Source organism: Corynebacterium faecium (assembly GCF_027257105.1).
Lineage (GTDB): Bacteria > Actinomycetota > Actinomycetes > Mycobacteriales > Mycobacteriaceae > Corynebacterium > Corynebacterium lehmanniae.
The window spans coordinates 41,741-64,858 of record NZ_JAPYJX010000009.1 but is presented as its reverse complement, the minus strand read 5'-3'; the positions used below and the strand labels follow the sequence as shown (position 1 = coordinate 64,858).

At 64.9% G+C, this 23,118-nt stretch carries 26 protein-coding genes and 1 tRNA gene; 15 read left to right on the top strand and 12 right to left on the bottom strand.

Annotation, left to right across the window (positions count from 1 at the left end):
- Positions 1-5 precede the first annotated feature (5 nt).
- The gene (locus tag O5O53_RS10785) at positions 6-176 is read left to right on the top strand and encodes a DUF4236 domain-containing protein (RefSeq protein WP_141764919.1); all 171 of its coding nucleotides are present in this window, start codon (positions 6-8) and stop codon (positions 174-176) included.
- Here the strand turns inward: O5O53_RS10785 and O5O53_RS10780 are convergent.
- A complete protein-coding gene (locus tag O5O53_RS10780; protein WP_269511939.1) occupies positions 155-1,036 on the bottom strand; it encodes an HhH-GPD family protein in 882 nt (293 codons plus the stop codon). The two genes, O5O53_RS10785 and O5O53_RS10780, sit on opposite strands and share 22 nt — an antisense overlap.
- On the opposite strand from O5O53_RS10780, the gene O5O53_RS10775 reads away from it, so the two are divergent.
- On the top strand, positions 1,035-1,655 hold the full coding sequence (locus O5O53_RS10775) for a carbonic anhydrase (protein WP_269511938.1): 621 nt from the start codon (positions 1,035-1,037) through the stop codon (positions 1,653-1,655). The two genes, O5O53_RS10780 and O5O53_RS10775, sit on opposite strands and share 2 nt — an antisense overlap.
- 9 nt (positions 1,656-1,664) lie before the next feature.
- Positions 1,665-2,345, top strand: a complete 681-nt coding sequence (locus tag O5O53_RS10770; protein ID WP_269511937.1) for a hypothetical protein — start codon at positions 1,665-1,667, stop codon at positions 2,343-2,345.
- On the opposite strand, the gene O5O53_RS10765 is transcribed toward O5O53_RS10770, so the two are convergent.
- The 3 genes from O5O53_RS10765 to O5O53_RS10755 form a co-directional block, all read right to left on the bottom strand.
- Positions 2,338-3,678 carry a hypothetical protein gene (locus tag O5O53_RS10765; protein ID WP_269511936.1) on the bottom strand — a complete coding sequence of 447 codons (1,341 nt, stop codon included), beginning with the start codon at positions 3,676-3,678 and terminating at the stop codon, positions 2,338-2,340. The genes O5O53_RS10770 and O5O53_RS10765 overlap by 8 nt on opposite strands.
- A 5-nt stretch (positions 3,679-3,683) precedes the next feature.
- Positions 3,684-5,036, bottom strand: coding sequence for a DNA repair protein RadA (gene radA, locus O5O53_RS10760; RefSeq protein ID WP_070844591.1), 1,353 nt, complete (start codon positions 5,034-5,036; stop codon positions 3,684-3,686).
- Between the two features lie 86 nt (positions 5,037-5,122).
- Positions 5,123-5,668 carry a hypothetical protein gene (locus tag O5O53_RS10755; protein ID WP_269512026.1) on the bottom strand — a complete coding sequence of 182 codons (546 nt, stop codon included), beginning with the start codon at positions 5,666-5,668 and terminating at the stop codon, positions 5,123-5,125.
- 167 nt (positions 5,669-5,835) lie between these two features.
- Here O5O53_RS10755 and O5O53_RS10750 point away from each other — a divergent pair, with 167 nt between their 5' ends.
- From O5O53_RS10750 to rlmB, 9 genes are all read left to right on the top strand, one after another.
- Positions 5,836-6,426: a CarD family transcriptional regulator gene (locus O5O53_RS10750; protein WP_181889064.1), complete on the top strand. Its 591-nt coding sequence runs from the start codon at positions 5,836-5,838 to the stop codon at positions 6,424-6,426.
- A complete protein-coding gene (gene ispD, locus O5O53_RS10745) occupies positions 6,413-7,105 on the top strand; it encodes a 2-C-methyl-D-erythritol 4-phosphate cytidylyltransferase (protein WP_269511935.1) in 693 nt (230 codons plus the stop codon). The genes O5O53_RS10750 and ispD overlap by 14 nt, the downstream gene beginning before the upstream one ends.
- A gap of 154 nt (positions 7,106-7,259) precedes the next feature.
- Positions 7,260-8,735 carry an HNH endonuclease signature motif containing protein gene (locus O5O53_RS10740; RefSeq protein ID WP_269511934.1) on the top strand — a complete coding sequence of 492 codons (1,476 nt, stop codon included), beginning with the start codon at positions 7,260-7,262 and terminating at the stop codon, positions 8,733-8,735.
- A complete protein-coding gene (gene ispF / locus O5O53_RS10735) occupies positions 8,732-9,217 on the top strand; it encodes a 2-C-methyl-D-erythritol 2,4-cyclodiphosphate synthase (protein WP_269511933.1) in 486 nt (161 codons plus the stop codon). Before O5O53_RS10740 ends, ispF begins: the two co-directional genes overlap by 4 nt.
- Before the next feature lie 62 nt (positions 9,218-9,279).
- The gene (locus O5O53_RS10730; RefSeq protein WP_269511932.1) at positions 9,280-10,533 is read left to right on the top strand and encodes a hypothetical protein; all 1,254 of its coding nucleotides are present in this window, start codon (positions 9,280-9,282) and stop codon (positions 10,531-10,533) included.
- Positions 10,534-10,542: 9 nt separating this feature from the next.
- Positions 10,543-11,103 (top strand): hypothetical protein, encoded by a 561-nt coding sequence (locus tag O5O53_RS10725; protein ID WP_269511931.1) that lies wholly within the window; start codon positions 10,543-10,545, stop codon positions 11,101-11,103.
- A complete protein-coding gene (locus O5O53_RS10720; protein ID WP_269511930.1) occupies positions 11,104-11,661 on the top strand; it encodes a hypothetical protein in 558 nt (185 codons plus the stop codon).
- Positions 11,662-11,672: 11 nt separating this feature from the next.
- Complete coding sequence (gene cysS / locus O5O53_RS10715) at positions 11,673-12,998, top strand: cysteine--tRNA ligase (protein ID WP_269511929.1); 1,326 nt, start codon at positions 11,673-11,675, stop codon at positions 12,996-12,998.
- A gap of 3 nt (positions 12,999-13,001) precedes the next feature.
- Positions 13,002-13,934: a 23S rRNA (guanosine(2251)-2'-O)-methyltransferase RlmB gene (gene rlmB, locus O5O53_RS10710; RefSeq protein ID WP_269511928.1), complete on the top strand. Its 933-nt coding sequence runs from the start codon at positions 13,002-13,004 to the stop codon at positions 13,932-13,934.
- Here the strand turns inward: rlmB and O5O53_RS10705 are convergent.
- Genes O5O53_RS10705 through thrE form a run of 6 tightly spaced genes read right to left on the bottom strand, consistent with a single transcriptional unit; the run spans position 13,909 to position 18,881 of the window.
- Positions 13,909-14,679, bottom strand: coding sequence for a CE1 family esterase (locus O5O53_RS10705; RefSeq protein ID WP_269511926.1), 771 nt, complete (start codon positions 14,677-14,679; stop codon positions 13,909-13,911). The two genes, rlmB and O5O53_RS10705, sit on opposite strands and share 26 nt — an antisense overlap.
- Positions 14,661-15,356 carry a trehalose-phosphatase gene (locus O5O53_RS10700; RefSeq protein WP_269511925.1) on the bottom strand — a complete coding sequence of 232 codons (696 nt, stop codon included), beginning with the start codon at positions 15,354-15,356 and terminating at the stop codon, positions 14,661-14,663. Before O5O53_RS10700 ends, O5O53_RS10705 begins: the two co-directional genes overlap by 19 nt.
- Entirely contained in the window at positions 15,353-15,736 is a 384-nt protein-coding gene (locus O5O53_RS10695; protein WP_269511924.1) for an META domain-containing protein, read from the bottom strand. The genes O5O53_RS10700 and O5O53_RS10695 overlap by 4 nt, the downstream gene beginning before the upstream one ends.
- Positions 15,733-17,010 (bottom strand): alpha,alpha-trehalose-phosphate synthase (UDP-forming), encoded by a 1,278-nt coding sequence (locus tag O5O53_RS10690; RefSeq protein ID WP_269511923.1) that lies wholly within the window; start codon positions 17,008-17,010, stop codon positions 15,733-15,735. Before O5O53_RS10690 ends, O5O53_RS10695 begins: the two co-directional genes overlap by 4 nt.
- Positions 17,011-17,373, bottom strand: coding sequence for a hypothetical protein (locus O5O53_RS10685; protein WP_269511922.1), 363 nt, complete (start codon positions 17,371-17,373; stop codon positions 17,011-17,013).
- A gap of 53 nt (positions 17,374-17,426) precedes the next feature.
- Positions 17,427-18,881, bottom strand: a complete 1,455-nt coding sequence (thrE, locus tag O5O53_RS10680; RefSeq protein ID WP_269511921.1) for a threonine/serine exporter ThrE — start codon at positions 18,879-18,881, stop codon at positions 17,427-17,429.
- A 66-nt stretch (positions 18,882-18,947) separates the two neighbouring features.
- On the opposite strand from thrE, the gene O5O53_RS10675 reads away from it, so the two are divergent.
- A tRNA-Thr gene (locus O5O53_RS10675) sits at positions 18,948-19,023 on the top strand.
- A gap of 93 nt (positions 19,024-19,116) precedes the next feature.
- On the opposite strand, the gene O5O53_RS10670 is transcribed toward O5O53_RS10675, so the two are convergent.
- The gene (locus O5O53_RS10670; protein WP_269512025.1) at positions 19,117-20,310 is read right to left on the bottom strand and encodes an IS481 family transposase; all 1,194 of its coding nucleotides are present in this window, start codon (positions 20,308-20,310) and stop codon (positions 19,117-19,119) included.
- A gap of 315 nt (positions 20,311-20,625) precedes the next feature.
- Between O5O53_RS10670 and O5O53_RS10665 the strand changes: the two genes are divergently transcribed.
- Positions 20,626-21,333 carry a response regulator transcription factor gene (locus tag O5O53_RS10665; RefSeq protein WP_181889050.1) on the top strand — a complete coding sequence of 236 codons (708 nt, stop codon included), beginning with the start codon at positions 20,626-20,628 and terminating at the stop codon, positions 21,331-21,333.
- A gap of 4 nt (positions 21,334-21,337) precedes the next feature.
- Entirely contained in the window at positions 21,338-22,714 is a 1,377-nt protein-coding gene (locus tag O5O53_RS10660) for a sensor histidine kinase (protein WP_269511920.1), read from the top strand.
- On the opposite strand, the gene O5O53_RS10655 is transcribed toward O5O53_RS10660, so the two are convergent.
- Positions 22,692-23,108, bottom strand: coding sequence for an HIT family protein (locus tag O5O53_RS10655; protein WP_181889048.1), 417 nt, complete (start codon positions 23,106-23,108; stop codon positions 22,692-22,694). The two genes, O5O53_RS10660 and O5O53_RS10655, sit on opposite strands and share 23 nt — an antisense overlap.
- Positions 23,109-23,118: the final 10 nt, after the last annotated feature.

Sequence of the window (23,118 nt, the reverse complement as noted above, 5' to 3'; positions counted from 1 at the left end):
CGTCCATGGGAATTCAGTACCGCAAGCGCCAAAAGATCAGCGACGGCAGCTGGCTCAACTACTCCAAGTCCGGCGTGTCCGCATCAAGGAAGATCGGGCCGGTCACTTTCAATTCCCGCGGCGGCGTGTACGTGAAGCTGCCCGGCGGGCTGCACTACCGCGGCAGGTGGAAGTAACCCTTCTCGTCCTGCTCGGCCAGACCGTCTTCGAGCAGGGAAAATAGCGCGCGGGAAAGCTGTGCGGGGTCGTGCCAGAGGGCGTCGATAAGCTTTTGCTCCACTGGGCTTTCGGACTCCCGCAACAACCGCATGATCTTGCCGCGCACCTGGCGGTCGGTGCCAACAAAGCGCTGCGAGCGCTTTTTCACCTCGGCCTCAGGCTTTCCGGCTGCGAGCCACGTGCATTCGTCACTTACGGGGCACTCCTCGCATTTCGGTGCCCGCGCGGTGCACACGAGCGCGCCGAGCTCCATCAGCCCGACAGAAAACTCGGGGCCATTCTGCTCCGGCAACAGCGCCGCAACCTGCTCGATTTCCTTCTTGCCGGGCGCCCCGAGCGCCTCGCCGCGCACCACGCGGGCCACCACGCGTCGCACATTCGTGTCCACCACCGGCACATTCTTGCCGTACGCGAAGCACGTTACCGCCCGCGCGGTGTAGTCGCCGATGCCGGGAAGCGCCAGCAGCTTATCGACGTCCTCCGGCACCTCGCCGCCATGCTCATCCACGATGACCTGCGCACATTCCTTCAAACGCAGCGCCCGGCGCGGGTAGCCCAGGCTGCCCCAGGCCCGCAGGATCTCGTCCGTGCCAGCCTGCGCGAACGCCGCCGGGGTGGGCCATCGTTCCATCCATTCCTGCCAGATGGGGGCGACCCGCTCGACCTGAGTTTGGTGGCTCATCACCTCACTGAGCAGCACGCCCCAGGGAGAAGTACCCGCCACACGCCACGGCAGTTCGCGGGCGTTGGCCCGGTACCAATCGATGACCTTGTTTGGGGGAAGTTTCGTCACAATGCGTGCAACAATAGTGGGCATGACTGATGTAACCGATCTCCAGGCCGCCGCCACACCCCGCGAGGTGTGGGAGCTGCTCCAAGCCGGCAACGAGCGCTTCGCCACCGGCCACACCGCGGACCCGCGCCGCGACCCAGCCACCCGCCAGCAGCTCACCTCGGGCCAGAACCCCGCGGTGTGCGTGGTGGGCTGCTCGGACTCCCGTGTGCCCATTGAGCTGCTGTTCGACGCCGGCTTCGGCGACATCTTTGTCATCCGCACCGCCGGCGGCTGCGTGGACTCCGCCGTGTCGGCGTCGGTGGAGTACGCCGTGGACGGCCTCGGGGTGGACCTCGTGCTCTTCCTCGCCCATGAGAAGTGCGGCGCTGTGGGCGCCGCGGTGTCCGCGCTCGAGTCCGGTGACATCCCGCCTGGGCTGACGCGCGTGTTCGTGGAGAAGATTTCGCCGGCCGTGGCGGAGGCGAAAACCCGCGGCGAACAGGTGGAGCAGGCGCACGCCCGCAACGGGGCAGAGCACCTGGTGGCGCGCATCCCGGCCGTCATTTCCGGGCTGGAGCGCAAGACGGTCGGAGTGGTCGGTGCACGCTACCGCCTGTCCGACGGCCGTGTCGAGACCACCTACGAAAACTTCGGCGATTAAGTTATAGGCATGTCGAACCAGCGCCCACTGCCTCCAGAGATTTACATGCGCCGCCGCGTGGCGGCACTCGTCATCCTGCTGGTGGTTGTGGCGCTTTTGGTGTGGGGCCTGTCCGCGTTCGCCCGCAGCGGAAAGACGGACGAGACGGAAAACACCCCCGAAACCGTGGCGGAAGCCCCGTCCACCACCCTGGCCACCGAGCCGACGGTGCAGCTTTCCGAGGAGAGCACGACACCGACATCCTCGGAGGCACCCACCCAACCGACCGAGGAAACCGCCGCCGCCCCGGTGAAGAAGGGCAGCTGCGAGCTGGCTGACCTGCAAATCCACGCGTCCAGCAACCAGCCCTCGTATGCGGTTGGGGTCCAGCCGGTGTTCTACATGGAGGTGGAAAACCCCACGGACACCGACTGCGTGATCAACCTGGACAACAACCTGCTGCGCTTCGAGGTCTACGACATGGCCACCAACGACCGCATCTGGTCCGACACCGACTGCTACCCGCCAGTCGCCGCCGGCTCCGTCGAGTTCGCGCCGGGCGAGAAGCGGCGCTGGGAGGCCCGCTGGTCCGCCACCGCATCGCAGCCGGGGCAGTGCGACAACCGTCCGGAAGTGAAGGCCGGTTCCTACTTCCTGCACGGCGTGATCGGAGACAACGCCTCCGACGCCAGCCCCTTCAACATCACCTAAGCCGCTTGAGCGCCTGCGAATACGCGGGTGATCCCGAGAACACCCCGAAGTCGCGCAGGTAGTTCACGGCCCAGCCCATGGCCTCCGCGTCGCCCACCTCGCGCGCCCGCTGGTGCACGGACTCAAGCACCATCGCGGATTCCGCGAAGCGCTCGCAGCAAAACAGCGACACTGCGTTGTCGCACAGCGTAAACAGCGTCTCCCGCGGGTTGTTCGACTCTGCGGCGACCGGCAGCGCCCACGACGACAGATCCACCGCTTCTTCGGCTCGCTGCGTTTTTTGCAGCGCTGTAACCACGTTGCCAATGTATTGCGCGCCCAAGCTTTCCGCCCCGCCGCTGTCCACGTACTCGGAAAACACGAGCTCAAGCCGGCCCCGCGCCGACGGCCACAGCTCGCCGAACCCCGGGTCTGCCGCGGAGGCGACCCACTGCGCCACCGCCGACGCCCCCTGCAGGCGCCACCACGGCGCACCCTGCCCCGCGTCCACAATGTCCTGGGTGGGGGAGACCAAGTACAGCGCGGCGTCGAACTCGTCTGCACGTAGCAGTCTGCGCATCACCAGCGAATACCGGCGCAGCGCGGTGTCCGGGTCTGCACCGGCGGTGTCCCGCAGCAGGCACGCCGCGGCGTCGCGAGTGGCGCCCAGGTCCATGTAGTTCGCGGCCTTCACCAGTGCGAGATCTATCTCTTCCATGCCGGGACAGATTCGCTCCGGCAGCTGCGACAGCGCGTCCAGAAACGCTAAGGTGTCCAGGGGACGCCGCGCCTCGTCGGCAAGCAGCGCGAGCTGGAACACCACCACGTAGTCCAGCGACGGGTGGAACGCCACCGCGCCGGCCGCGTCGAAGATCTGGCGGGCCTGCTCCGTGCCCAGGTCCAGGTCCTGCAGCACCATCACCTGCTCCACCAGCTGGTCCGGCTCCGGCAGGTGCGTCCCGACGGGGGCCGTCAACGAAAACACCACCGTGTCCGCGAAATCCGCCAGGTCGAGGCAAGACTCCTCCACCCGCTTGTACCGTCCCTCGAACGCCTTCGCCAGCGACGCCACCTGCGGGTCTGTGCCCGGCCAGCGCGGGGAGGTGAACCGCACGAGCGGATATTCCCCCAGCCCCGCCTCGGCCGCGACCGCGAAGAATTCCCCGAGGGCGCCCATCGCCTCCGCCGGATACTCGATGAACGGCTCGGTGCCGGATACGAGGCCCAACGCCTGGTCTTGCAGCCCTCCCCGCAACAGAAACGTCGCCGTCTCAATTACTGCAACAACATGGTTTGGATCTGCCGTGTGTTCGCGGAGCACGTGAATAGCCCGCTGAATTTCCCCCTCATTCATGGCGCCTACTGTAGCAAGGACAGCGCCTCCGCGAGGGTGGAGACGGGGCGGACCGTCAGGCCGTCGATAGACAGCTTCTCACCGGCAGGCACGATCGCGCCGGTGTAGCCCATGCGCGCCGCTTCTTGGAGGCGCCGGCCGAGGTTGGGCACGCGCCTGATCTCTCCCGCCAGCCCCACCTCGCCCACAACCACCGTTTTCGCAGGCAGTGGCTTCTCGTGCAAGCTCGACCAAGTGGCAAGCGCGACCGCGAGGTCCGTGGCCGTCTCCGTGATCTTCACCCCGCCGACGGTGGCCACATAGGCGTCCTTGTCGTTCGTGCGTTCCCCGCAGCGCGCCTGCAGCACCGCCAGCACCATGGGCACCCGGTTGAAATCCAGGCCGGTGACCACGCGCCGCGGGCTCTTATTCACCGGGTCCACGGTCAGCGCCTGCACCTCGGCGAGGATGGGGCGCACGCCGTCCATCGCCACCGTCACCGCCGACCCGTCCGGCGTTTGCCCGCGGTGCGACAGGAACAGCCCCGACGGGTCCGGCACCTCTCGGATGCCGCCGGAGGTCTGCTCGAAGCAGCCGACCTCGTCGGTGGCGCCGAAGCGGTTCTTAATGCCCCGGAGCATTCTTAGCGACGACTGCCTGTCCCCCTCAAAGTTCAACACCACGTCCACCAGGTGCTCCAGCACGCGCGGGCCGGCCACGTTGCCGTCCTTGGTCACGTGCCCCACCAACAGCACCGGGATGTTCGTGGTCTTGGCCAGCGTGGTCAGCGCCGCCGTCACCGCGCGGGACTGCGCCACGCCACCGGCCACGCCTTCGACGCCGGCGGCGTGCATGGTCTGCACCGAATCCACAATCAGCAGCGAGGGTTTCAGCTGTTCCACGTGCCCGAACACCACGTCCAGGTTGGACTCTGCGGCAAGGTACAGCGTGTCCACCAGCGCCTCGGTGCGCTCGGCGCGGGCCCGGACCTGGCCCGCGGACTCTTCGGCCGTGACGTAGAGCGCCTTGCGTCCCTGCTTCGCCCACCGCGACGCCACCTCCAGCAGCAGCGTGGACTTGCCCACACCGGGCTCGCCCGCCATCAGCACCACGGAGCCGGGCACCACACCGGAGCCGAGCACGCGGTCCAGCTCCCGGATGCCGGACTTCACCGTCTTCGTCGCCGCGGCCTCCACCTTCGTGATCGGGCTCGCGGGAGCCGACGGTGTCAGCGAGGACGTCTTCACCGGCCCCGACGCAACCGGTGCCTCTTCTTGGAGCGTGCCCCAGGACCCGCACTCGGGGCAGCGGCCGAGCCACTTGGGGGAGGAGTAACCGCACTCGGTGCAGGTGTGGATCACACGGGGTTTCTTTGCCATGCGGCACACCGTATAACACGGCCCCGACACGGCGTTCGAACACGAAAAACCGCTGGTCAAGCCAGCGGCAAATTCTGAAAGAGGAACTAAACCTCGCGGTCCACCTGGCCGGAAGCCAGCGTCGGGGCGGACACGGTCGCGTCCACGTCCACGGAGCCGGTATCGAACTTGAAGGTGACCGGGACGTTGCCGCCGTAGGCGAAGCCGTCGTTCACCAGGGAGGTGGCGGTGTACTCGATGCAGTTGTCGTTCTTGTCCTGCGGCATGCGCTCCAGGCCGTCCTTGGAATCCGCGACCAGCGCGCAGTTGTAGGCGATTGCGGAGGTGCTGGAAACGGTCGCCGGCTTGCCGTCAACTTCCACGGACTTCAAGGTGTGGTCCTTCATGGAGGTGTCCTGGTTGGTGGCGGTGAACTTCAGTGCGGCCTGGCCGTCCTCAGCGAGCACCACGGTCACGTCGTGCACGGCGACGGAACCGTCCTCGGTGGAGGCGCTTGCGCCGTCAACGGCCGCAACCTGGTTCGAGGTCTGGGTGATCTGGCCGGCGGAGCAGCCGACGAGGGCCAGGGTGGCGCAGCCAGCGACGGCGGCGGCAGCGACGCGCTTCAGGGACTTCACGGGGGTGTCCTCCATCATCAAACTCATTCGAGGGTTTTCTCCGCCTTACTCTAGCGTCTGCACAGTAAGTTTTCCCACTTGCTCCCCCTATTGGGCGAGCCGACCTTTGGTCGTCGAGAAGCAAAATGCTCGGTGGTAGGGTGTTGGGGTCTGAACTTCGCCTAACGACGCAAGGAGCCGCAATGGAATTCAAGGTCGGAGAAGTGGTCGTGTACCCGCACCACGGAGCGGCCCGCATCGCCGACATCGAGCAGCGCGAGATGCGCGGGGAGACGCTCGATTACCTGGTGCTGCAGATTCTCCACTCGGACCTTGAAGTGCGCGTTCCGGTGAAGAACTCCGAGCTCGTCGGTGTGCGCGACGTGGTCAACGAGGAAGGCCTGCAGAAGGTGTTCTCCGTGCTGCGCGAGACCGATGTGGAGGAGGCGGGCAACTGGTCCCGCCGTTACAAGGCCAACCAGGAGCGCCTCGCGTCCGGTGACATCAATAAGGTGGCCGAGGTGGTCCGCGACCTCTGGCGCCGCGACCAGGGTAAGGGCCTTTCCGCAGGTGAAAAGCGCATGCTGGGCAAGGCGCGGCAGATTCTCGTCGGCGAGCTCGCGCTGGCGGAGCCGGTGGACGAGAAGAAGGTCGAGGAGATGGAAAAGCAGATCCAGGCCATCATCGACGCGCAGGTCAAGGCCGGTATTTCCGAGGATCCGGGCCAGGTCGACGACGATGACGAGGTGGATCTGGACGACCTCTCCTTCGACGACGAGGATGACGACAAGTAAATTGCGCCGCGAAACAGTGGCGGTCGTCGCCGCCGCCGGCCAGGGAACCCGCCTCGGCGCCGAGGTGCCCAAGGCGTACGTGGAGCTCGGCGGCCGCACGCTGCTCGAGCGCTCCGTGGCCACGATGTCCGAGGTCGTCGACCATGTCGTCGTGGTAGTCAGCCCGTCAATGGAAGCGCGCGCCCGCGAACTTCTCGCGGACTATACGGTCCAATTCGTGCACGGGGGCGCGGAGCGCGCGGACTCCATCTTCGCTGCGCTCAAAGCAATTACGCTTGACGACGCCTGCGTGGTCGTCCACGACGCCGCCCGCGCGTTAACCCCCGCCGCGATGGTCTCGCGCGTGGTCGACGCGGTGCTGGGTGGCGCTCCCGCCGTCGTGCCGGTGGTGCCGGTTGCGGACACGGTGAAGCGGGTATCGGGACAGACTATCGAAGCAACCCTGGACCGGTCCGCGTTGCGCGCCGCCCAGACGCCGCAGGGCTTTGACCTGCGGATGCTGCGTGACGCGAACGAGAAGTACCTCGCCGAAACGCCTGCGTTTGTCGCCACCGACGACGCCTCGTTGATGGAGTGGTTCGGGGTGCCGGTGGTGTCTGTAGAGGGGGATCCCATGGCGTTCAAAATCACCACCCCGCTGGACCTGAAGCTCGCGGAAAGCGTGGTCGGCGCAGTCTAGGGCCCGTGTCGGGGTCGTTTGCTATAGGTATGCGCGGGGGATTTTCGCGTTTTTAGGCGTTCGAAAAAGTTGCCGAAAAAAGTTTTGAAAACCCTTGACTCTGGTTGCTGGTCGGCATTATGTTCGATATTAGTTTCGGGAAGGAGGGTGAGACATGAACGGAACATTTGTCACAGAAAAGGAAGGTTGTCCGGTCGCAGCTGCAGGCCAGGCGATGCGGGAAGCGGAGTTTGCAATCTTTCACCGGTACGCCAAACCGTTGGTGGAGGTAGAGGACTTCGAACTAGAGGCCTATTCCATCGCGATGGCAGTCGGCGAGAGCCAGAGTTGGGCTGAAAGCGGGATCCTCGGGTACTCAGTGCTGGCGGATTTGCCGAAGCTGTGTGCGCTGCAGGAGGAGACCCGCAGGTTGGACGTTCGGAGGTTGTCGGCCATCGAGTCCACACTGAACCGTCTCAATGACCTGGCCACGCCAGACATTCTCGCGGACATGGATGAGTACCTGGTCAAGGTGTTCACGCCGCGGCGGGTGGGGGCGGAGTTGCCGTCGCCAAGCTCGCTGCGTCGCCGCCTGCGCGAGCGGATCCAGCGCATCGATTCCGACCTCGCGCCGAACCAAAAGAAGATCAAGGAGCGGAAGAAAGAGAAAGACATGCCGTTCGGCACCTGCCGGAGCCACTTCTACGGCCAGGACGACGGCGACGCGGGGCTGAACGTCGAGGGCGATCCCGCCACGGTCGGCCTGATGGAGCGCTACACCGAACAAGTGGCGCGCGAGCACAAGCTCTCGCGGGACGACGCGATCAAGGCCATCCTCACCGGTGACATTCGCGCGACGCCCAAGGTCGTGCTCTACATGTTCACCTCGAAAACGCCGGGCAGCTCCTACTACATTCCCAACTTCGGCTGGACGGACGCCGACGGCACCGCCGCGGTGGAGCAGATGCTGGAGGACAACCCGCCCCACATCGTGGACCTGGACGAAGCCGAGCACGCCGAAACCGAGGCATACGTGCCCACCGCCGCCATCCGCGCGCTGGTGCAGGCCCGCGACGGGGTCTGCCTCTGGCCCGGCTGCAACGTGAAGGCCGAAAACTGCCAGCTGGACCACCGCATCCCGTACGACGAGGGCGGCAAGACCACCGTGTCCAACCTGTTCAGCCTGTGTGCACACCACCACAACATCAAAACCGATCGTCGCGTGTACTACGTGCCAGACCCTGTCACCGGCGAAATTGTGTGGCTGCACGCGGACGGCACCTTCCAGGTCTCGGCGCCGGAAGGGTTCATCACCGACTACCTGCAGCCGACGAACCCGAGATGGAAGACGACGCTGGAGAAACGGCGCCAGAAACGCAAGGACCGGGCGGAGTTCTACAACCGGTGTCACTCCGCGGTGGAGAAGTACGAAAACGACCTCGACTACGACGCATGCATGGCCACCATCCACGCCCTGGAGGACCGGTTCGGCATGACATTCGAGTACCCGCCGAAAAAGCAGCCGGAGGACCCTTTGGATATCCTCGCCGCGCTGGAATGGCACTGGAGAGAAGTGGAGTGCGCGGAGATGCACGAGTACTACGCCATCCGCGACTATCCGCCGGACCCTGAAGTAGCGTCGTACCTATGACAAATCTTCGAGTAGGCACGGCGTTCGACGCCCACCAGATCCAACCCGGGAAAGAATGCTGGATCGCCGGCATCCTCCACGAAGGCCAGGACGGCTGCGAGGGTCACTCGGACGGCGACGTGGTCAGCCACGTCATCGTCGACGCCGTGTTGTCTGCCTCCGGCCTGGGCGACCTGGGCTCCTTCGTCGGTGTCGGCCGCCCGGAGTACGACGGGGTGAAAGGTGTCCAGCTTCTGCAGGAGCTCAAAGAGCTTCTCGACGCCCACGGCCACAGCGTCGTCAACGTCTCCGCCCAACTGATCGGCCAGACCCCGAAGATGTCGCCGGTGCGCGAGGAGGCGGAACGGGTGCTCTCGGAGGCCCTCGGCGCCCCGGTGTCCGTCTCGGCGACGACTACGGACCACATGGGGTTCACCGGCAGCGGGGAGGGCCGCGCGGCCATCGCGACGGCGTTGGTGGAACGAAAGTTCCCTATTTCGTAACTAAAGTTCCCTACCTGCGGTTTTAGCTTCCGTTCAGAGAGTTTTCGGCTTATCGTGACCGCATGCGAAAAATACGTACAGCGCTCGCTGCGGTGCTTGGAACGGTCGCGGTGGCCCACGCCCCCATCGCGGCGGCGGTCCCGGCGATGCCGCAGGGGTACCCCATTGAGAACCTGGACACGGAGTGCAGCGCCGGTGTCACGCCCGAGTGGCGCTACGGCGAGACCGCCCGCCGCTACCTCGCGGACGGCACCCTCCAGTTCACCAACCGCACCGACCAGACCGTGCCCTACACGGCGACGGTGGAGACGGGCACGAACCGCAAGATCGAGGCCAACTCGAAGGCGGCCCTGCCCAGCGGCTGGGACACCACCGCGAAGGCCGACATCGGCCTGAAGGAGTCCAACGGCTGGATCGAGGGCGAGACCTTCGGCCCGATCGAGCTCGGCCCTGGCGAGTCCTTCCGGGTGGATTACGGCGTGCTGGAGAAGGACTTCATCTCCATGTTCGTCACCTGCGACAACGGCGTGCTGCGCAACGGCCCGGGCGCGAACGTCATCCGTGGCACCGGCCCGGCGGAGCGCTACGCGTTCGCGTACATCATCAAGGCGGACGGCTCCGTATCCAACCTGGCCATGGAGATCCCCGCCCGTGCTGAGGGCGCGAACTCGAAGCCTGCCGGCGACACGTACACCGCCACCTCTGGTCCGAGCTTGGAGAAGGTGGCGGGGGAACGGGACGCCGTCGTGAAGCCTGATGCTTCCTTCCGCCGCGACGAGGAGTGGCCGCAGCTGAACGAGCCCGCCCGCGAGGGCGACAAGTCCTGGTACCCCTACGACATCGAGGCGGTCGCGCCGACCTTCCGCAAGCCGGGCTACTCGCAGGACTTCCTGAACTGGTCCAAGGGCGACTACACCTTCCGCCCGGTGACGGATTACGTCGTCGGCGCGGAGAACAACCAGTACCTGAATTGGATGGGCGAAGACGGTCGGCTGCCGGAAGGCTGGCTCACCTCCGTCGGTGCGGTCAAGCGCGCCTACATGCCGGTGAACACCCCGCTGAAGCCCATCGACCTGAAGCCGGGCGACCGAGTCCGCGTCGAGTACGGCACCACGATGACGCGCATCAACTACAGCGAAATCTCCGCCGGCCGCGACGGCAAGTACTCCCGCGTGGTCACGCACCCGCAGTCGGCGGCGCCGTCCGGTTTCTGGGCGGAAGCCACCGTAACCAGCAAGGACGGAACCGAGCGGGTCATCGACGTCACCCCAGACGAGTACCGCAACCTCCCCGTACCCACCCAAACCTACCTCTAAGGAACAACCATGAAACGCACCATCGCTCTGCTCACCACCGCCGCTGTTATCGCTCTCGCCCCGGCCGCGAACGCCCTGCCGCAGCGCACCTACGACGAGACGAACCCGACCACCATCGGCGACAAATGCGCCAACCCGGGCGACCGCGGTCAGACCGTGGAGATCGTCCGCAGCTACTTCGACGGCTCCGCCGGCACCTGGACCGTGGCCAACTACAACGACGAGCCGCTGCCCGTGACCCGCTCCATCACCGAAACCAAGACCAAGACCTGGAACGTCACCGCGGGCCTGAGCTTCGACGTGGCCAAGCTGATCCAGTTCACCTTCTCCACCAGCTACACGAACGAGCAGTCCTACGAGGTCGGCGAAAAGGTCGGCCCGTACAACATCGCCCCAGGCAAGACCGCCGTGCTGCAGGCCGGCTGGATCGTCTCTGACTTCAAGGGCCAGGAGACCGTGTGCGGCGCAGACGGCACCTGGGAAGCTGCCGGCAACACGTTCACCGCGACGATGCCGAAGGAGCGTCACGTCCGCGTGAGCACCCGCGACAACATCGACTGGGGTGCGTAAATGAAACGGGTGATCCCTGCGCTGGCGGCAATGCTGCTGTTTGCTGCCCCCGCCAACGCGCAGTCCTACGATTTCGAGCTCCCGCAGCGCTGGAACGAGGACCTCGCCCCGGGCAGCCATTGCGCCACCCCGGGTCTCACCGACACCTACGTCGACGCGACCCGCCGCTGGTTCAAGCAGACCGACGCCGCGAGCGTGGGCAACGACACCGAAGGCCGGGTGCCGGTGGAGCAGACCGTGAAGCAGAAGCGTGTGCAGACCCTGGAGGTTTCCGGCACCTTCACACCGAAGGGTGACCTGGTGAAGAACGTCTCCCGCGCGTACGGCTGGAACTACGTGCACCAGGCCACCTGGTCGCTGAACCAGGTGGTCGGCCCGTACACCCTCGACGCCGGCAAGCAGGGCAGGCTCGTGTGGGGCTTCACCATGCTCGACGGCGACGCGCAGGACGTGAAGTGCAGCGCGGACCAGGTCTGGGAGCCGGTGGGTAAGCAGTACGAGTTCAGCGTTCCGGAGGCGCGCTACTCGGAGCTCAGGGTGGACGAGTCGTCTCTGTAGACTGCGGTGTTGTGAAGCAACGCATTTTCGACACCAAAACCCGCACGCTGCGCGACTTCGAGCCGATTAGGCCCGGCCACGTCTCGATCTACCTGTGCGGCGCCACCCCGCAGGCCAAACCGCACATCGGGCACCTGCGTTCGGGTGTCGCGTTCGACATCGTCCGCCGCTGGTTTTTGGCCAACGACTACGACGTCGCGTTCGCGCGCAACGTCACGGACATCGACGACAAGATCCTGACCAAGGCGCGCGAGCACAATCGTCCCTGGTGGGAGTGGGTCTCCACCTACGAGCGCGAGTTCACCCGCGCGTACGACACCCTCGGAGTGCTGCCGCCCTCCGTGGAGCCGCGCGCGACCGGGCACGTCACCCAGATGGTCGACTACATGCAGCGGCTTATCGACGCAGGCTTCGCCTACACCCGCGAAGGCTCCGTCTACTTCGACGTGAACGCCTGGGTGAAAGCCGGCGGGGACTACGGCTCGATCTCCGGCAACAAGCTGGAGGATATGACTGGCGACGACCCGGACTTCGCCCTGTGGAAGGCCGCCAAACCGGGCGAGCCGAGCTGGCCCACCCCGTGGGGGCCGGGCCGCCCCGGCTGGCACCTCGAGTGCTCGGCAATGTCCACGTGGTACCTCGGCTCCGAGTTCGACATCCACGGCGGCGGGCTGGACCTGCAGTTCCCGCACCACGAGAACGAGCAGGCACAGTCGCATGCGGCCGGCGACAATTTTGCGCGCTTCTGGATGCACAACCACTGGGTGACCATGGCGGGCGAGAAGATGTCGAAGTCGCTTGGCAACGTGCTGTCCATCGACAACATGCTCGAGGAAGTTCGCCCCGTGGAGCTGCGCTACTACCTCGGCTCGGCGCACTACCGCAGCGTCCTGGAGTACTCGCCCGAGGCTCTGCAGGAGGCGGCGGCTGGCTACCGGCGCATCGAGGAATTCGTCAAACGCGCCGGCATGCCCGAGCCCACGACCTGGACCGACGGGTTCGCCGAAGCGCTCAACGACGACTTCTCAGTGCCCAAGGCGCTCGCCGAGATCCACAACATGGTGCGCGAGGGCAATAAATCTTCTGATCCCGCTCCTATCGCAGCTCAGGTGCGTGCGATGGCGGCGGTGTTGGGTGTGGATCCGGGGGCGTGGCCGTCGTCGACAAGCAATAGCAACGCGCTCGATGTGCTGGTGCGCGCCGAGCTGGAGCGGCGCGCGGTCGCCCGCGCGGAGAAGGACTGGGCGACTGCCGACGAGGTGCGCGACCGGCTGGCCGCGGCCGGCATCGAGGTGACCGACACGGCCGACGGGCCGCAGTGGCAGGTGAAGGAGTAGATCATGGCGAAACCGTACGAGCGGCCCGACAAGCAAAAGAAGAACAAGAAGGGCCCCACGAAGGGCTCCGGCGGGCAGCGCCGCCGCGGGCTGCGCGGCAAGGGCGCGACCCCGAAGGCGGAGGACCGCGTCTACCACGCCGCGCACAAGCGCAAGCTGGACCGCCAGCGCCGCGCGCAGGGACGCCACGATAGAGAAGTCGCCGACATGGTGGTCGGCCGCAACCCGGTGGTGGAGTGCCTGAAGGCGAAGGTGCCAGCGGAAGCGCTGTACGTGGTCGCTGGTACCGGCCACGACGAGCGGCTGAGCGAGGCGGTCGGCATGGCCAACTCCAAGGGGATCCCGGTGCACGAGGTGCCACGCCAGCAGCTCGACGCGATGACCGGCAACGGCATGCACCAGGGTATCGGCCTGAAGATCCAGCCGTACAAGTACGCCGACTTGGACGATTTGCTCGAGTCCGTGGACGGCCCCGGCATGTTCGTGGTGCTGGACAACATTACGGATCCGCGCAATCTGGGTGCGGTGATCCGCTCGACCGCTGCTTTCGGGGGGAACGGCGTGATCATCCCGGAGCGCCGCTCGGCGCAGGTCACCGGCGTGGCGTGGAGGACCTCCGCAGGCACCGCGGCCCGCCTGCCCGTGGCGCGCGTGACCAACGTGACCCGCACCGTCAAGCAGTTCCAGGACAACGGCTACACCGTCGTCGGCCTCGACGCGGGCGGCGAGCACACCCTGGACACCTTCGACCAGGCCGCCGACAACGTGGTCATCGTCGTCGGCTCCGAAGGTAAGGGGATTTCGCGCCTGGTGCGCGAGAACTGCGACGTGATCATGTCCGTGCCCATGGAGGACTGGGTGGAATCCCTCAACGCCTCCGTCGCCGCGGGCGTGGTGCTAAGCGAGTTCGCTAGGCAAAGAAGAACTCGCGGATAAGCTCCCCGCCGGTAGGAGACTTCGGGTTGTGGCCCAGGCGCGGATCGAGGTCCTTGTCCACCGGCACCATATGCCCAGCGCCTTCGAGGGAGACGAGGCGGACCGGGTGCTCGCCGGCCCAATCGTCGACGCGGAGCTTTTCGCTTGTCGACGTTTCGTGGCCGACGCACCCGTTCAGTTCCGCAAAGAACTCGGCGGAGTTTGTGGCGGATCTTGTGGGTCCTCGGTTGTTGCCGCCGATGCCGGCCATGCCGCCGTCGTAAGGCACGAGCTTGTCTTTTGTGCCCTGCACAGCCAGGAGTTGCGTCGGCTGGTAGTTGTCGGCGGTGGTCAGGGTGTTGTCTTCGGTGGGCATCGACGCGCCGAAGGTGGCGGCGCCGGTGAGCAGCCCTGGGGCGTCGAAAAGCAGGCGCATGATCATCTGCCCGCCGTTGGAGAACCCGCAGCCGATGACGGTGTCGGTGTTGTACTGCTCGACAAGTTTCGTGAGGAAGCCGACGTCGTCGATGCGCATGCGGCGCGCATCCTCGCTGAAGCCCGCGCGCAGGTCGTTGAAGTGGTGCTTGATGCCGTCCGGGTAGACCACGGTGGGGCCGAGGCCCTCGAAGGTGCGGTCCGTGAAGTTGCGCAGCACGTTGCCGGATTGCAGCGAGCCGTGCAAGACCAGCAGGAGGGTGTTGGTCGTGCCTTCGATCTCGATCCAGCGGCGCTCGTGGCCCTGGTGGACTAGCGCGTGGCGCTCCATGCTTCCCTTTCGTCGGCGAGTTGGGTGAGCAATTGTGCCATGGCGTCGATATTTGGGACTCGGCGGGTGGCCCGCGACGGCTTCGTGCCGACCTTGATGCCGAGGTCGTGTTCCTCGAGCACCGCCATCGCGTGCTCATCCGTGTCGTCGTCGCCGGCGAAAATCGTGCGGTCGAAGGCCTGCTTGTAGGCGCTGAGCCAGGTGCCCTTGGTGATCTCCACCGCGGAAAACTCCACCACGTTGTGGCCCTGGGTTGTCGGCCGGCCGTGCGTGTCGATGGCGTTCGCCGCGGCGAGGATGGTTGCTGCGACATCGCGGTCGTGGACTTGTGCCACGTGGAGGACGCGCTGGTACGGCTTGACCTCCACGTAGGCGCCGTCGGTGGCGAGGGTGTTGAGCTGGCTTTCGATGCGGTCGAGGTAGGCGCGGTCTTGGTCGGAGAGTGCCGGCCCCGGCTCCGCGCCGTGGGAGCCGATGAGGGTGACGGGTAGGTTTTGCGGGAGGACCTGTTTAATGCCCTCGATGTGGCGGCCGGTGAGGATGGCCACCTCGGTGTCGGGGACGGCGGCGAGGCGGCGGATGGCGGCCTCTGATTGTGGGTGGATGCGGACCGCGTACGGGTCCGGGTTGAGCTCGGCGAGGGTGCCGTCGAAATCCAGGCAGACGAGGAGCCTCATCGCATCAGCCTTATCGTTTCGCCGGTGTCGGCCACGAGGATCATCTCGAAGTCGGAGGGGTGGGAGACCTGGAAGGTCGTGTTTTCGGTGAGGAGATGTTCTAGCTGGTCGTGGGTGTGGCGGGCCCAGCCGGAGCAATCGCCCGGGTCGCCGAGTGCGATGTTTTCCAGCGTGATGGTGTCTTCGCCCTCGAACGAGCCGGACACGTCGGCGCAGCCGGTGGTGCCGGTGAACCTTTGGTCGTCGATACGCACGCGTGCGATTGACGCCTCAGTGGCGGGCTGGTCCTCGCTGGTGCGCAGCGAGACGAGCTGCCACGTGGGGGCGGGCGCACAGGCTGCCAGGGCAAAAAGTGTTATGAGTGCGAGGGCGCGCTTCACAGCTCCTCCAAGAACGATTTCGCCCACGCGGCCACATCGTGCTCCATCACCCAATCGTGCATGTGGCGCATGCGCGCCGGGTCCGGGTCGGTGGCCTCGAGGATCGCCTCCTTGACGGACTCCAAGTCAAACGGGTTGCACAAATACGCCTGGTTGAGCTCCACGGCGGCACCCGCGAACTCGGAGAGCACCAACGCGCCGTCCGCGTCCGGGTGGGCCGCCACATACTCCTTCGCCACCAGATTCATGCCGTCCTTGAACGGGGTGACCAGCATAATGTCCGCGGCGGCGTAAAAAGTGCCCAGGTGCTCCTTCGACACGCTGCGGTGCACGTAGTGCACGACCGGCCGACCCACCTCGCCGAAGCGGCCGTTGATACGCCCGATGGCCTCCTCGACCTGCTTGCGGGTCGTGCGGTAGTGCTCGATACGCTCGCGCGACGGGGTCGCGATCTGGACAAAGGCGATGTCGTCGAGCTTGCCCTCCTCCAGAAGCGATTCGATGGCGAGCAGGCGCTGCAGGATGCCCTTGGTGTAGTCCAGGCGGTCCACGCCGAGCAGCAGGTGCTTCGGGCTGCCGACGGCGTCGCGTAACGCTTCGACCTGGTGCTGTGTGGCAGTTGCGATCTCCCCCGAATCGATGGAAATGGGGAAGGTGCCGGTGCGGATGTCGTCGGTGAGCAGGCGGAAGTTGTCCTCGTCGGTGTGGCGCTGAAAGCCGATCAGGTCGCAGCCTTTCAACCCCTCGAGGATCTCGTCGCGCCACGGCAACTGCTGGAACAACGCCGGGGCGGGGAAGGGGATGTGCAGGAAAAAACCGACGGTCACGTCGGAGCGGATTGCTTTGAGCATCCCCGGCACGAGCTGGAGCTGGTAGTCCTGCACCCACACCGTGGCGTTTTCGGCGGCGGCCTTCGCGGTCGCCTCCGCAAACTTGCGGTTCACCTCGACGTAACGGTCCCACCAGGCCTGGTTGTACTCCGGCTGGACGATCAGGTCGTGGTAGAGCGGCCAGAGCGTGGAGTTGGAGAAGCCCTCGTAGAAGCCCTCGAAATCGTCCTGGTCGAGTGCGACCGGCAAGAGGGAAATGCCGCCGAACTCGAACGGCTCAAGCGTTTCCCCGATGTTGCCGGGCCACCCCACCCAGCAACCCTCGCGGGCACGCAACACCGGGGCGAGGGCGGCGACGAGGCCGCCAGGGGAGACCTCGTAGTGGTCTCCCACCTTGTCCACCGGCAGGCGGTTCGCCACGACGACGAACTCGTTGTCCCCCATCTAGGCCTTCTTGGCAGTTTTCTTCGTCGACTTCTTGGTGGCCTTCTTGCTCGCCTTCTTGGTGGTCTTCTTCTTCGTAGCCTTCTTCTTGGTCGCCTTCTTCTTCGTGGCTTTCTTCTTGGTCGCCTTCTTCTTGGTGGCCTTCTTCGGAGCTTCCTCCTCGGCCTCCTGCTCCAGATCCTCCACGTAGCGCTTGTACACGAAGCCCTTCGGGGCAACCCCCAACATGGACATCAGGGTTACGCCGTCCAGGAAATCCTCGGCGTACGTTGCCACGATCCGACGGGCACCCGAAGCCGTCTGCTCCTCAACAGCGTGCATCGCCTCGGCGGTAGGGCGCGAATCGGTGATCTTGGGTGGCACTACGTTCTCCTTCTTCCATCAGGCGTCAAGGGTTTTCATCCTACGCGATGAACTTATCTGCGTCGCCGCACCCTGAGCAGCTGCTCGAACGTGAAGCGGCCGGCGCGCTTGAACGCTTGGTACGGCACATACAGCTGCGGCCGGCGGATGCGGCGCGCAACCCACTCGCCGAACACCACACCGGCGGCCAAGGCCATGCAGGTGCCAATGGCGGTGAACAAGTTCATCATGCCTAGCAGCATCTGCTCATTCATCAACGCGTACATGCCGCGGTAAATCCACGAGCCAGGCAGAAACGGGGTCACGCCTGCCACGGCCGTGATCACCGGGTTGATCAAGAACCGGCGGGAAATCAGGCCGCCGACGAGGCCCACCACAATCGCGCACGCCGCAGTGGCCGACAGCCTGCCCAAGCCCAGCGGTGCGAGCAGGATGTAGTAGCAGGCGGAGCCGAGCGCGGCGGTGACAAACGACAAAATGATCGCCGCTCGCTCCGCGAAACAGCACACCGCAAACGCCGCCGCGGCCATCCCGCCGCCGACCACGGTGAGCAGGGCGTTCGAGTACGCGGCGCTGCCGGGTAGAAGCTCGATCGGCGGCAGCGGCATGCCCACCATTTCCGAGACCGCCACGCCGCTGGCCACGCCAGCCACGATGCCGCCGGTGTTCAGCATGGCCGAGAAGAAGCGGGCGGAGGCGTTTAAGGGCGAGCCGGTGACGCCGTCGAGAAGCGATTGCACAAGCGTCAGACCCGCGAGTAGCACGATGATGCCCGTCGCGATGAGCTGGCTGGGCACAATTGTGTGTCCGATCGACGCCGAGAAGTCGTAGGTGATTGCGGCCGGGACCGTGGCGAGGAAACCGCCGATGACGTTATGGAAAAACGCAGGCAGGCCGCCGCGCGAGAGCAGCTTGTTGAAGCCCATGATGAGGAAGGCCGTTAGGCCACCGACCGTCATCATCAGCAGGTCCCCGCCCAACAGCATGGCCACGAAGAAACCCATCACCGTCCAGCCAGCGAGGTTGCGGGTGTTGCGGTGGGGGATCGGGGAGGTGTCGATGTCGTTGAGGATGCGTTCGGCCATCTCCGGCGGGGTCGCGCCGGAACGGATCGAGCGGATCAGGCGGTCCACTTCCTGCAGCTTGTGGTAGTTCTCGCTGATCATCGTGACCACGCGGAACACATTCACCGGTGTGCGCTGATCCACGCCGATGATCGTGTTGAGCGTGATCGTGTTCACCGTGATCGACACATGCACGTAGTGCAGGCCATAGGAGGAACACACCGTGTGGATCTGCTTCGCCGCATCCGCGGACGTGGTCGCGTTCGCGATGAGGATCTCCCCGATGCGCGCAGCGATGTTCATCACAGCCGCGACCTCGGCGGGATCTGCCAAGTTAATGGGCGCGAGGACGGACGGCGGCGGGGACGTGCGGGCCTCGTCAATCGTTGCCACACGCTGCCGCGAGCCGGAGATCCTGTCCCACAATGAGTTACCTTCTGCCACACGCTCACACTATCGGTTGGGCAGTTATGTCGCAGGTGCGGGGCATGTGTAAGATCTTGCTGCACTGCTGGAGTGGCGCAATTGGTAGCGCAACGGTCTTGTAAACCGTAGGTTGCGGGTTCAAGTCCCGTCTCCAGCTCCAATGTCATGAGTCGCGTCATGCTTGACGCATGAGTCGCGACATGCTGGACGGACCGGCATCCCAGTTGTTTTTGTTCTGGGGTGCCGGTTTTGTTCATTTGGGGTGAAGTGGTGGGTCGCCGTGTTTCCAGTAGGCCTTTTGGTAGTCGCGGGCGGTGTCGATGTAGTGCTCGGTGATGACTTCTCCGGTTTCGGCTAGTGATGTGATGACGTGGTTGTCGGTGATGACCATGAGAATTTTCTTGTGTTTGTAGGCGCGTCCGATGCCGAGGTGGAAGAGTTTGCCGGCGTAGCGCACGGTGACTTTGCCGTTTTTGTCGACTGTGTCGTTTCGGGTTCGCCATTCTTCTTTGGGGTTGTCGTTGGGTGTGGCTTTGACTCCGGTGGTGTATGCCTGCTGCGGGGTGCGTCTGCCCAGGGCGCGGTGGGGCCGGGTGCAGTTGTAGTATTGGCGAAACTCATTGAGGAGTTGTTGCAGCTCAGCAACTGTTTGTGCTGTGGGTCGGGCCTTGATCCATTTTTTGAGGGTTTGGTGGAACCGCTCAATTTTTCCTTGGGTTTGGGGGTGGCCGGGCCGGCCGTTTTTCTGTTGGATTTTGTGTGCGACGAGCACTTTTTCAAACGCGTTTCTTCCACCTTTGCGCCCGGCTAGGCGGGCGGTGAACACCAAACCGTTGTCCGTCAGCGTGGATGCTGGTGGGCCGTACGCGCCGATCAGGCGGGTGAGTTCGGCGGCGACGGCGGGGCCTGTAAATGCGGCGGCCGCGGTGATTGACAGCAAGTATCGCGAGTGGTCGTCGAGGAAGTCGAGGACTTCGACTCGTGTGTTGTCGGCGAGGAAGAGGTGGGTGATGTCGGCTTGCCAGCATTCGTTGGGCATTGCGGCTTCGAAGCGGATGTAGGAGCTTTTTGGCTTCTTTTGCGGCTGCGGGGTGATCAAGCCTTCTTTGGTGAGGATGCGGCGGATCGTTGAAGTTGACGGGGCACGTTTGCCGGCCTGTTCGAGGTGGTAGGCGATGGTTTCGGGTCCTGCGTCGAGTCCGTGCCGGGTGAGTTGCTTGCGGATGCTGATGATGTCGTTGCTTAGTGCTTCCGGGATGGCGTGCGGGTGGGTGTGAGGGGCACGCGATTTCGGTGCGATTGCCTCGGCGCCGCCTGCGTCGTAGGCGTTGAGGATCTGGTGGACACGTTGGCGTGAGATGCCAAAGCGCTTGGCGACGCTGGTGGGTGTGCCGCCTTGGTCTCTGACGGCTCTGACGATGGCGAGATTACGGTTGGGACTGTTCATAGCGTCAAACATGTCCCGACTCACCAGTCAAGCGTCACCGACACGGCTGAGGTAACCCTAAGTGTCAACAATGACGCGACTCACCTGTCAAGGATCACAACGCCTTCCGCAGGCACACCCCGTCAAATATGTCGTGACCTCAGGCACCGTCTCCAGCTCCAATTCTTTTTGTGGGGCTTGTTGTCGGGGAGCCATTTCGGGGGAAGTCCGCGAGAGCCATTCAGTGGACGTACAGGAAACGTGCAGACTTGTGCGGTTTAATCGCTCTATCTTGTTAGCAACGCAGAAATTGCGACGAAACGGAAAGTGATTGACATGGCAGACAACTCGCAGAACCTGAAGGTGCTCGTCGTAGACGACGAACCGAACATTGTGGAACTGTTGACTGTTTCCCTGAAGTTCCAAGGGTTCGAGGTGGAGACCGCAAACTCCGGTCCCGCAGCCATCGAACTCGCGCATTCCTGGAAGCCGGACGCCTACATCCTCGACGTGATGATGCCGGAGATGGACGGCTTCGAGCTGCTGAGCAAGCTGCGCGCCGAAGGCTTGGATGCGCCGGTGCTGTTCCTCACCGCCAAGGACGCGGTGGAAGACCGCATCCACGGCCTGACCATCGGCGCGGACGACTACGTGACCAAGCCGTTCTCCCTCGAAGAGGTGATCACCCGCCTGCGCGTGATCCTGCGCCGCGGCAACGTCAGCGAGGACGCCAACGAAGACACCACCCTGCGTTACGCGGACCTGACGCTCAACGACGACACCCACGAGGTGACCAAGGCCGGCGAGATCGTGGAACTGTCGCCCACCGAGTTCAACCTGCTCCGCTACCTCATGCTCAACGCTGAGGTCGTGGTGTCCAAGGCGAAAATCCTGGACAACGTGTGGCACTACGACTTCGGCGGCGACGGCAACGTGGTCGAGTCCTACATCTCGTATCTGCGCCGCAAGGTCGACACCGGCGACGTGCAGCTGATCCACACCGTCCGCGGCGTCGGCTACGTGCTGCGCACCCCGCGCCAGTAGTGCCATGCCGTATTCGGTGTTGACGGCGCCGTCGAAAAAGCCGCTCAAGCGGCAGCTTGTCGCGGTGGTGATGGCCGCATCGACGATCGGCATCGCGCTGAGCTCGGTGCTGATCTACTTTGTCATGCGCTACTTTTTGATCGACCGCGCAGACGACCAACTGCGCGAGGGCATGGCAACGTGGGCGCAGCAAACCCCCGCCTGGCAGTTCAACATCCTGAGCCTGCCCAGTGAGTTCAACCAGGCCACCCTGTACCCCGGCCACGACCAGCTGGTGCCGCGCAGGGGATCGGTGAACCCGCCGGACTACTCGAAGGTGAAGCGCCTCGACCAACCAACCACCATCCCGTCCGTCGACGACAAAGTCCAAGGCGTGAAGTGGCGGGCGATGGCCCACCAGCAGTCCGACGGCACTGTGCAGTACGTGGCCAAGTCGCTGGAAACCGAGACGAAAATGCTGCGCGCGCTCGCCTGGGTGGAAGCCGGGGTCGGTGTGCTGGCGCTGTTCGGCATCGGCGTGGCCGCGAACTACATGGTGGCCCGTGCGCTGGCGCCGCTGAAGATCGTGGAGAACACGGCGTTGGCGATTGCGAACGGCGAGACGGACAGTCGTGTGCCCGCATGGCCACGCGAGACGGAAGTGGGCAGTCTGTCTTACGCCATGAACACGATGGTGTCCAAGCTGCAGGACTCCCTGGACAACGCCCGCACCCAAGAAGAACAGATGCGCCGCTTTGTCGGGGACGCCTCGCACGAGCTGCGCACGCCGCTGACCAGCGTGCGAGGCTACACCGAGCTGTACCGCAAGGGCATGGCGAACGACCCAGACATGGTGCTGGGCAAGATCGACGAAGAGTCCGCCCGCATGCAGCTGCTGGTGGAGGACCTGCTGGCGCTCACCCGCGCCGAAGGTGCACGCCTAGAGAAGAAGCCGATGGACGTGCTGGAGTGGGTGCTGTCCGCAAAGAGCACCGTCGACGCGGCGTTCCCCGACCGCTCCGTGGAAATCATCAAGGACACCCCGGACATCGCGCAGGTCAACGGCGACCCGGACCGGCTGCACCAGGTGCTGGTGAACCTGATCACCAACGCCTACAAGCACGCCGGCGCGGACGCGGAGGTCACCGTGACCATCCGCAAGAACCTCGACCGCGTGGTCATCGACGTCGCCGACAACGGCTGCGGCATGGACCCGAAAGACGCGGAGCACATCTTTGAGCGCTTCTACCGCGCCGACTCATCCCGCAACCGCGCCACCGGCGGCTCCGGGCTGGGCCTGGCCATCACCAAGTCCCTCATTGAGGCGCACGGCGGCACCGTGAAGGTGGCCACCGCACCGGGCGAGGGCTCGACGTTTACTATTTCGCTTCCTGCGCTTTAAGGCCTTCGCGGATGGTTTCCGCGGCGGCGTCCATCTTCTCTGCGTCGGTCTCGTCGTGACGCATCGCGGTGGACAGCGTGTAGCCCGACATGTCGTTCGCGGGGAAGACGTGGATGTGGGCGTGTGGCACCTCGAAGCCGGCGATGAGGTAGCCGGCGCGCTCCGCGTTGAACCTGTCCACGATGACGCTGCCGATCATCTGCGCGACCTCGTTCATGTGCGCCCACAGGTCCGCCGGGATGTCGGTCCACTTGTCGATCTCCTCCACCGGCACAACCAGTGTGTGGCCGTAGGCGACCGGCTCGATGGTGAGGAAGGCGGCGACGGTGTCGTCCTGGTAAACGATCCGGCCCGGGATGTCGCCTGCGATGATCTTGCTGAATACGGTGCTCATGCTTCTCGAC

Excerpts from the sequence above, each read along its gene's own strand:
- O5O53_RS10775 (WP_269511938.1), top strand. The coding sequence starts at position 1,035 with ATGACTGATGTAACCGATCTCCAGGCCGCCGCCACACCCCGCGAGGTG.
- O5O53_RS10770 (WP_269511937.1), top strand. The coding sequence starts at position 1,665 with ATGTCGAACCAGCGCCCACTGCCTCCAGAGATTTACATGCGCCGCCGC.
- O5O53_RS10705 (WP_269511926.1), bottom strand. The coding sequence starts at position 14,679 with ATGGAGCGCCACGCGCTAGTCCACCAGGGCCACGAGCGCCGCTGGATC.
- O5O53_RS10780 (WP_269511939.1), bottom strand. The coding sequence starts at position 1,036 with ATGCCCACTATTGTTGCACGCATTGTGACGAAACTTCCCCCAAACAAG.
- O5O53_RS10755 (WP_269512026.1), bottom strand. The coding sequence starts at position 5,668 with ATGGAGGACACCCCCGTGAAGTCCCTGAAGCGCGTCGCTGCCGCCGCC.
- ispF (WP_269511933.1), top strand. The coding sequence starts at position 8,732 with ATGACAAATCTTCGAGTAGGCACGGCGTTCGACGCCCACCAGATCCAA.
- O5O53_RS10665 (WP_181889050.1), top strand. The coding sequence starts at position 20,626 with ATGGCAGACAACTCGCAGAACCTGAAGGTGCTCGTCGTAGACGACGAA.
- O5O53_RS10655 (WP_181889048.1), bottom strand. The coding sequence starts at position 23,108 with ATGAGCACCGTATTCAGCAAGATCATCGCAGGCGACATCCCGGGCCGG.
- O5O53_RS10740 (WP_269511934.1), top strand. The coding sequence starts at position 7,260 with ATGAACGGAACATTTGTCACAGAAAAGGAAGGTTGTCCGGTCGCAGCT.
- O5O53_RS10750 (WP_181889064.1), top strand. The coding sequence starts at position 5,836 with ATGGAATTCAAGGTCGGAGAAGTGGTCGTGTACCCGCACCACGGAGCG.
- O5O53_RS10700 (WP_269511925.1), bottom strand. The coding sequence starts at position 15,356 with ATGAGGCTCCTCGTCTGCCTGGATTTCGACGGCACCCTCGCCGAGCTC.
- O5O53_RS10725 (WP_269511931.1), top strand. The coding sequence starts at position 10,543 with ATGAAACGCACCATCGCTCTGCTCACCACCGCCGCTGTTATCGCTCTC.
- radA (WP_070844591.1), bottom strand. The coding sequence starts at position 5,036 with ATGGCAAAGAAACCCCGTGTGATCCACACCTGCACCGAGTGCGGTTAC.
- O5O53_RS10730 (WP_269511932.1), top strand. The coding sequence starts at position 9,280 with ATGCGAAAAATACGTACAGCGCTCGCTGCGGTGCTTGGAACGGTCGCG.
- O5O53_RS10670 (WP_269512025.1), bottom strand. The coding sequence starts at position 20,310 with ATGAACAGTCCCAACCGTAATCTCGCCATCGTCAGAGCCGTCAGAGAC.
- O5O53_RS10660 (WP_269511920.1), top strand. The coding sequence starts at position 21,338 with ATGCCGTATTCGGTGTTGACGGCGCCGTCGAAAAAGCCGCTCAAGCGG.
- ispD (WP_269511935.1), top strand. The coding sequence starts at position 6,413 with ATGACGACAAGTAAATTGCGCCGCGAAACAGTGGCGGTCGTCGCCGCC.
- O5O53_RS10765 (WP_269511936.1), bottom strand. The coding sequence starts at position 3,678 with ATGAATGAGGGGGAAATTCAGCGGGCTATTCACGTGCTCCGCGAACAC.
- O5O53_RS10690 (WP_269511923.1), bottom strand. The coding sequence starts at position 17,010 with ATGGGGGACAACGAGTTCGTCGTCGTGGCGAACCGCCTGCCGGTGGAC.
- O5O53_RS10720 (WP_269511930.1), top strand. The coding sequence starts at position 11,104 with ATGAAACGGGTGATCCCTGCGCTGGCGGCAATGCTGCTGTTTGCTGCC.
- O5O53_RS10785 (WP_141764919.1), top strand. The coding sequence starts at position 6 with ATGGGAATTCAGTACCGCAAGCGCCAAAAGATCAGCGACGGCAGCTGG.
- rlmB (WP_269511928.1), top strand. The coding sequence starts at position 13,002 with ATGGCGAAACCGTACGAGCGGCCCGACAAGCAAAAGAAGAACAAGAAG.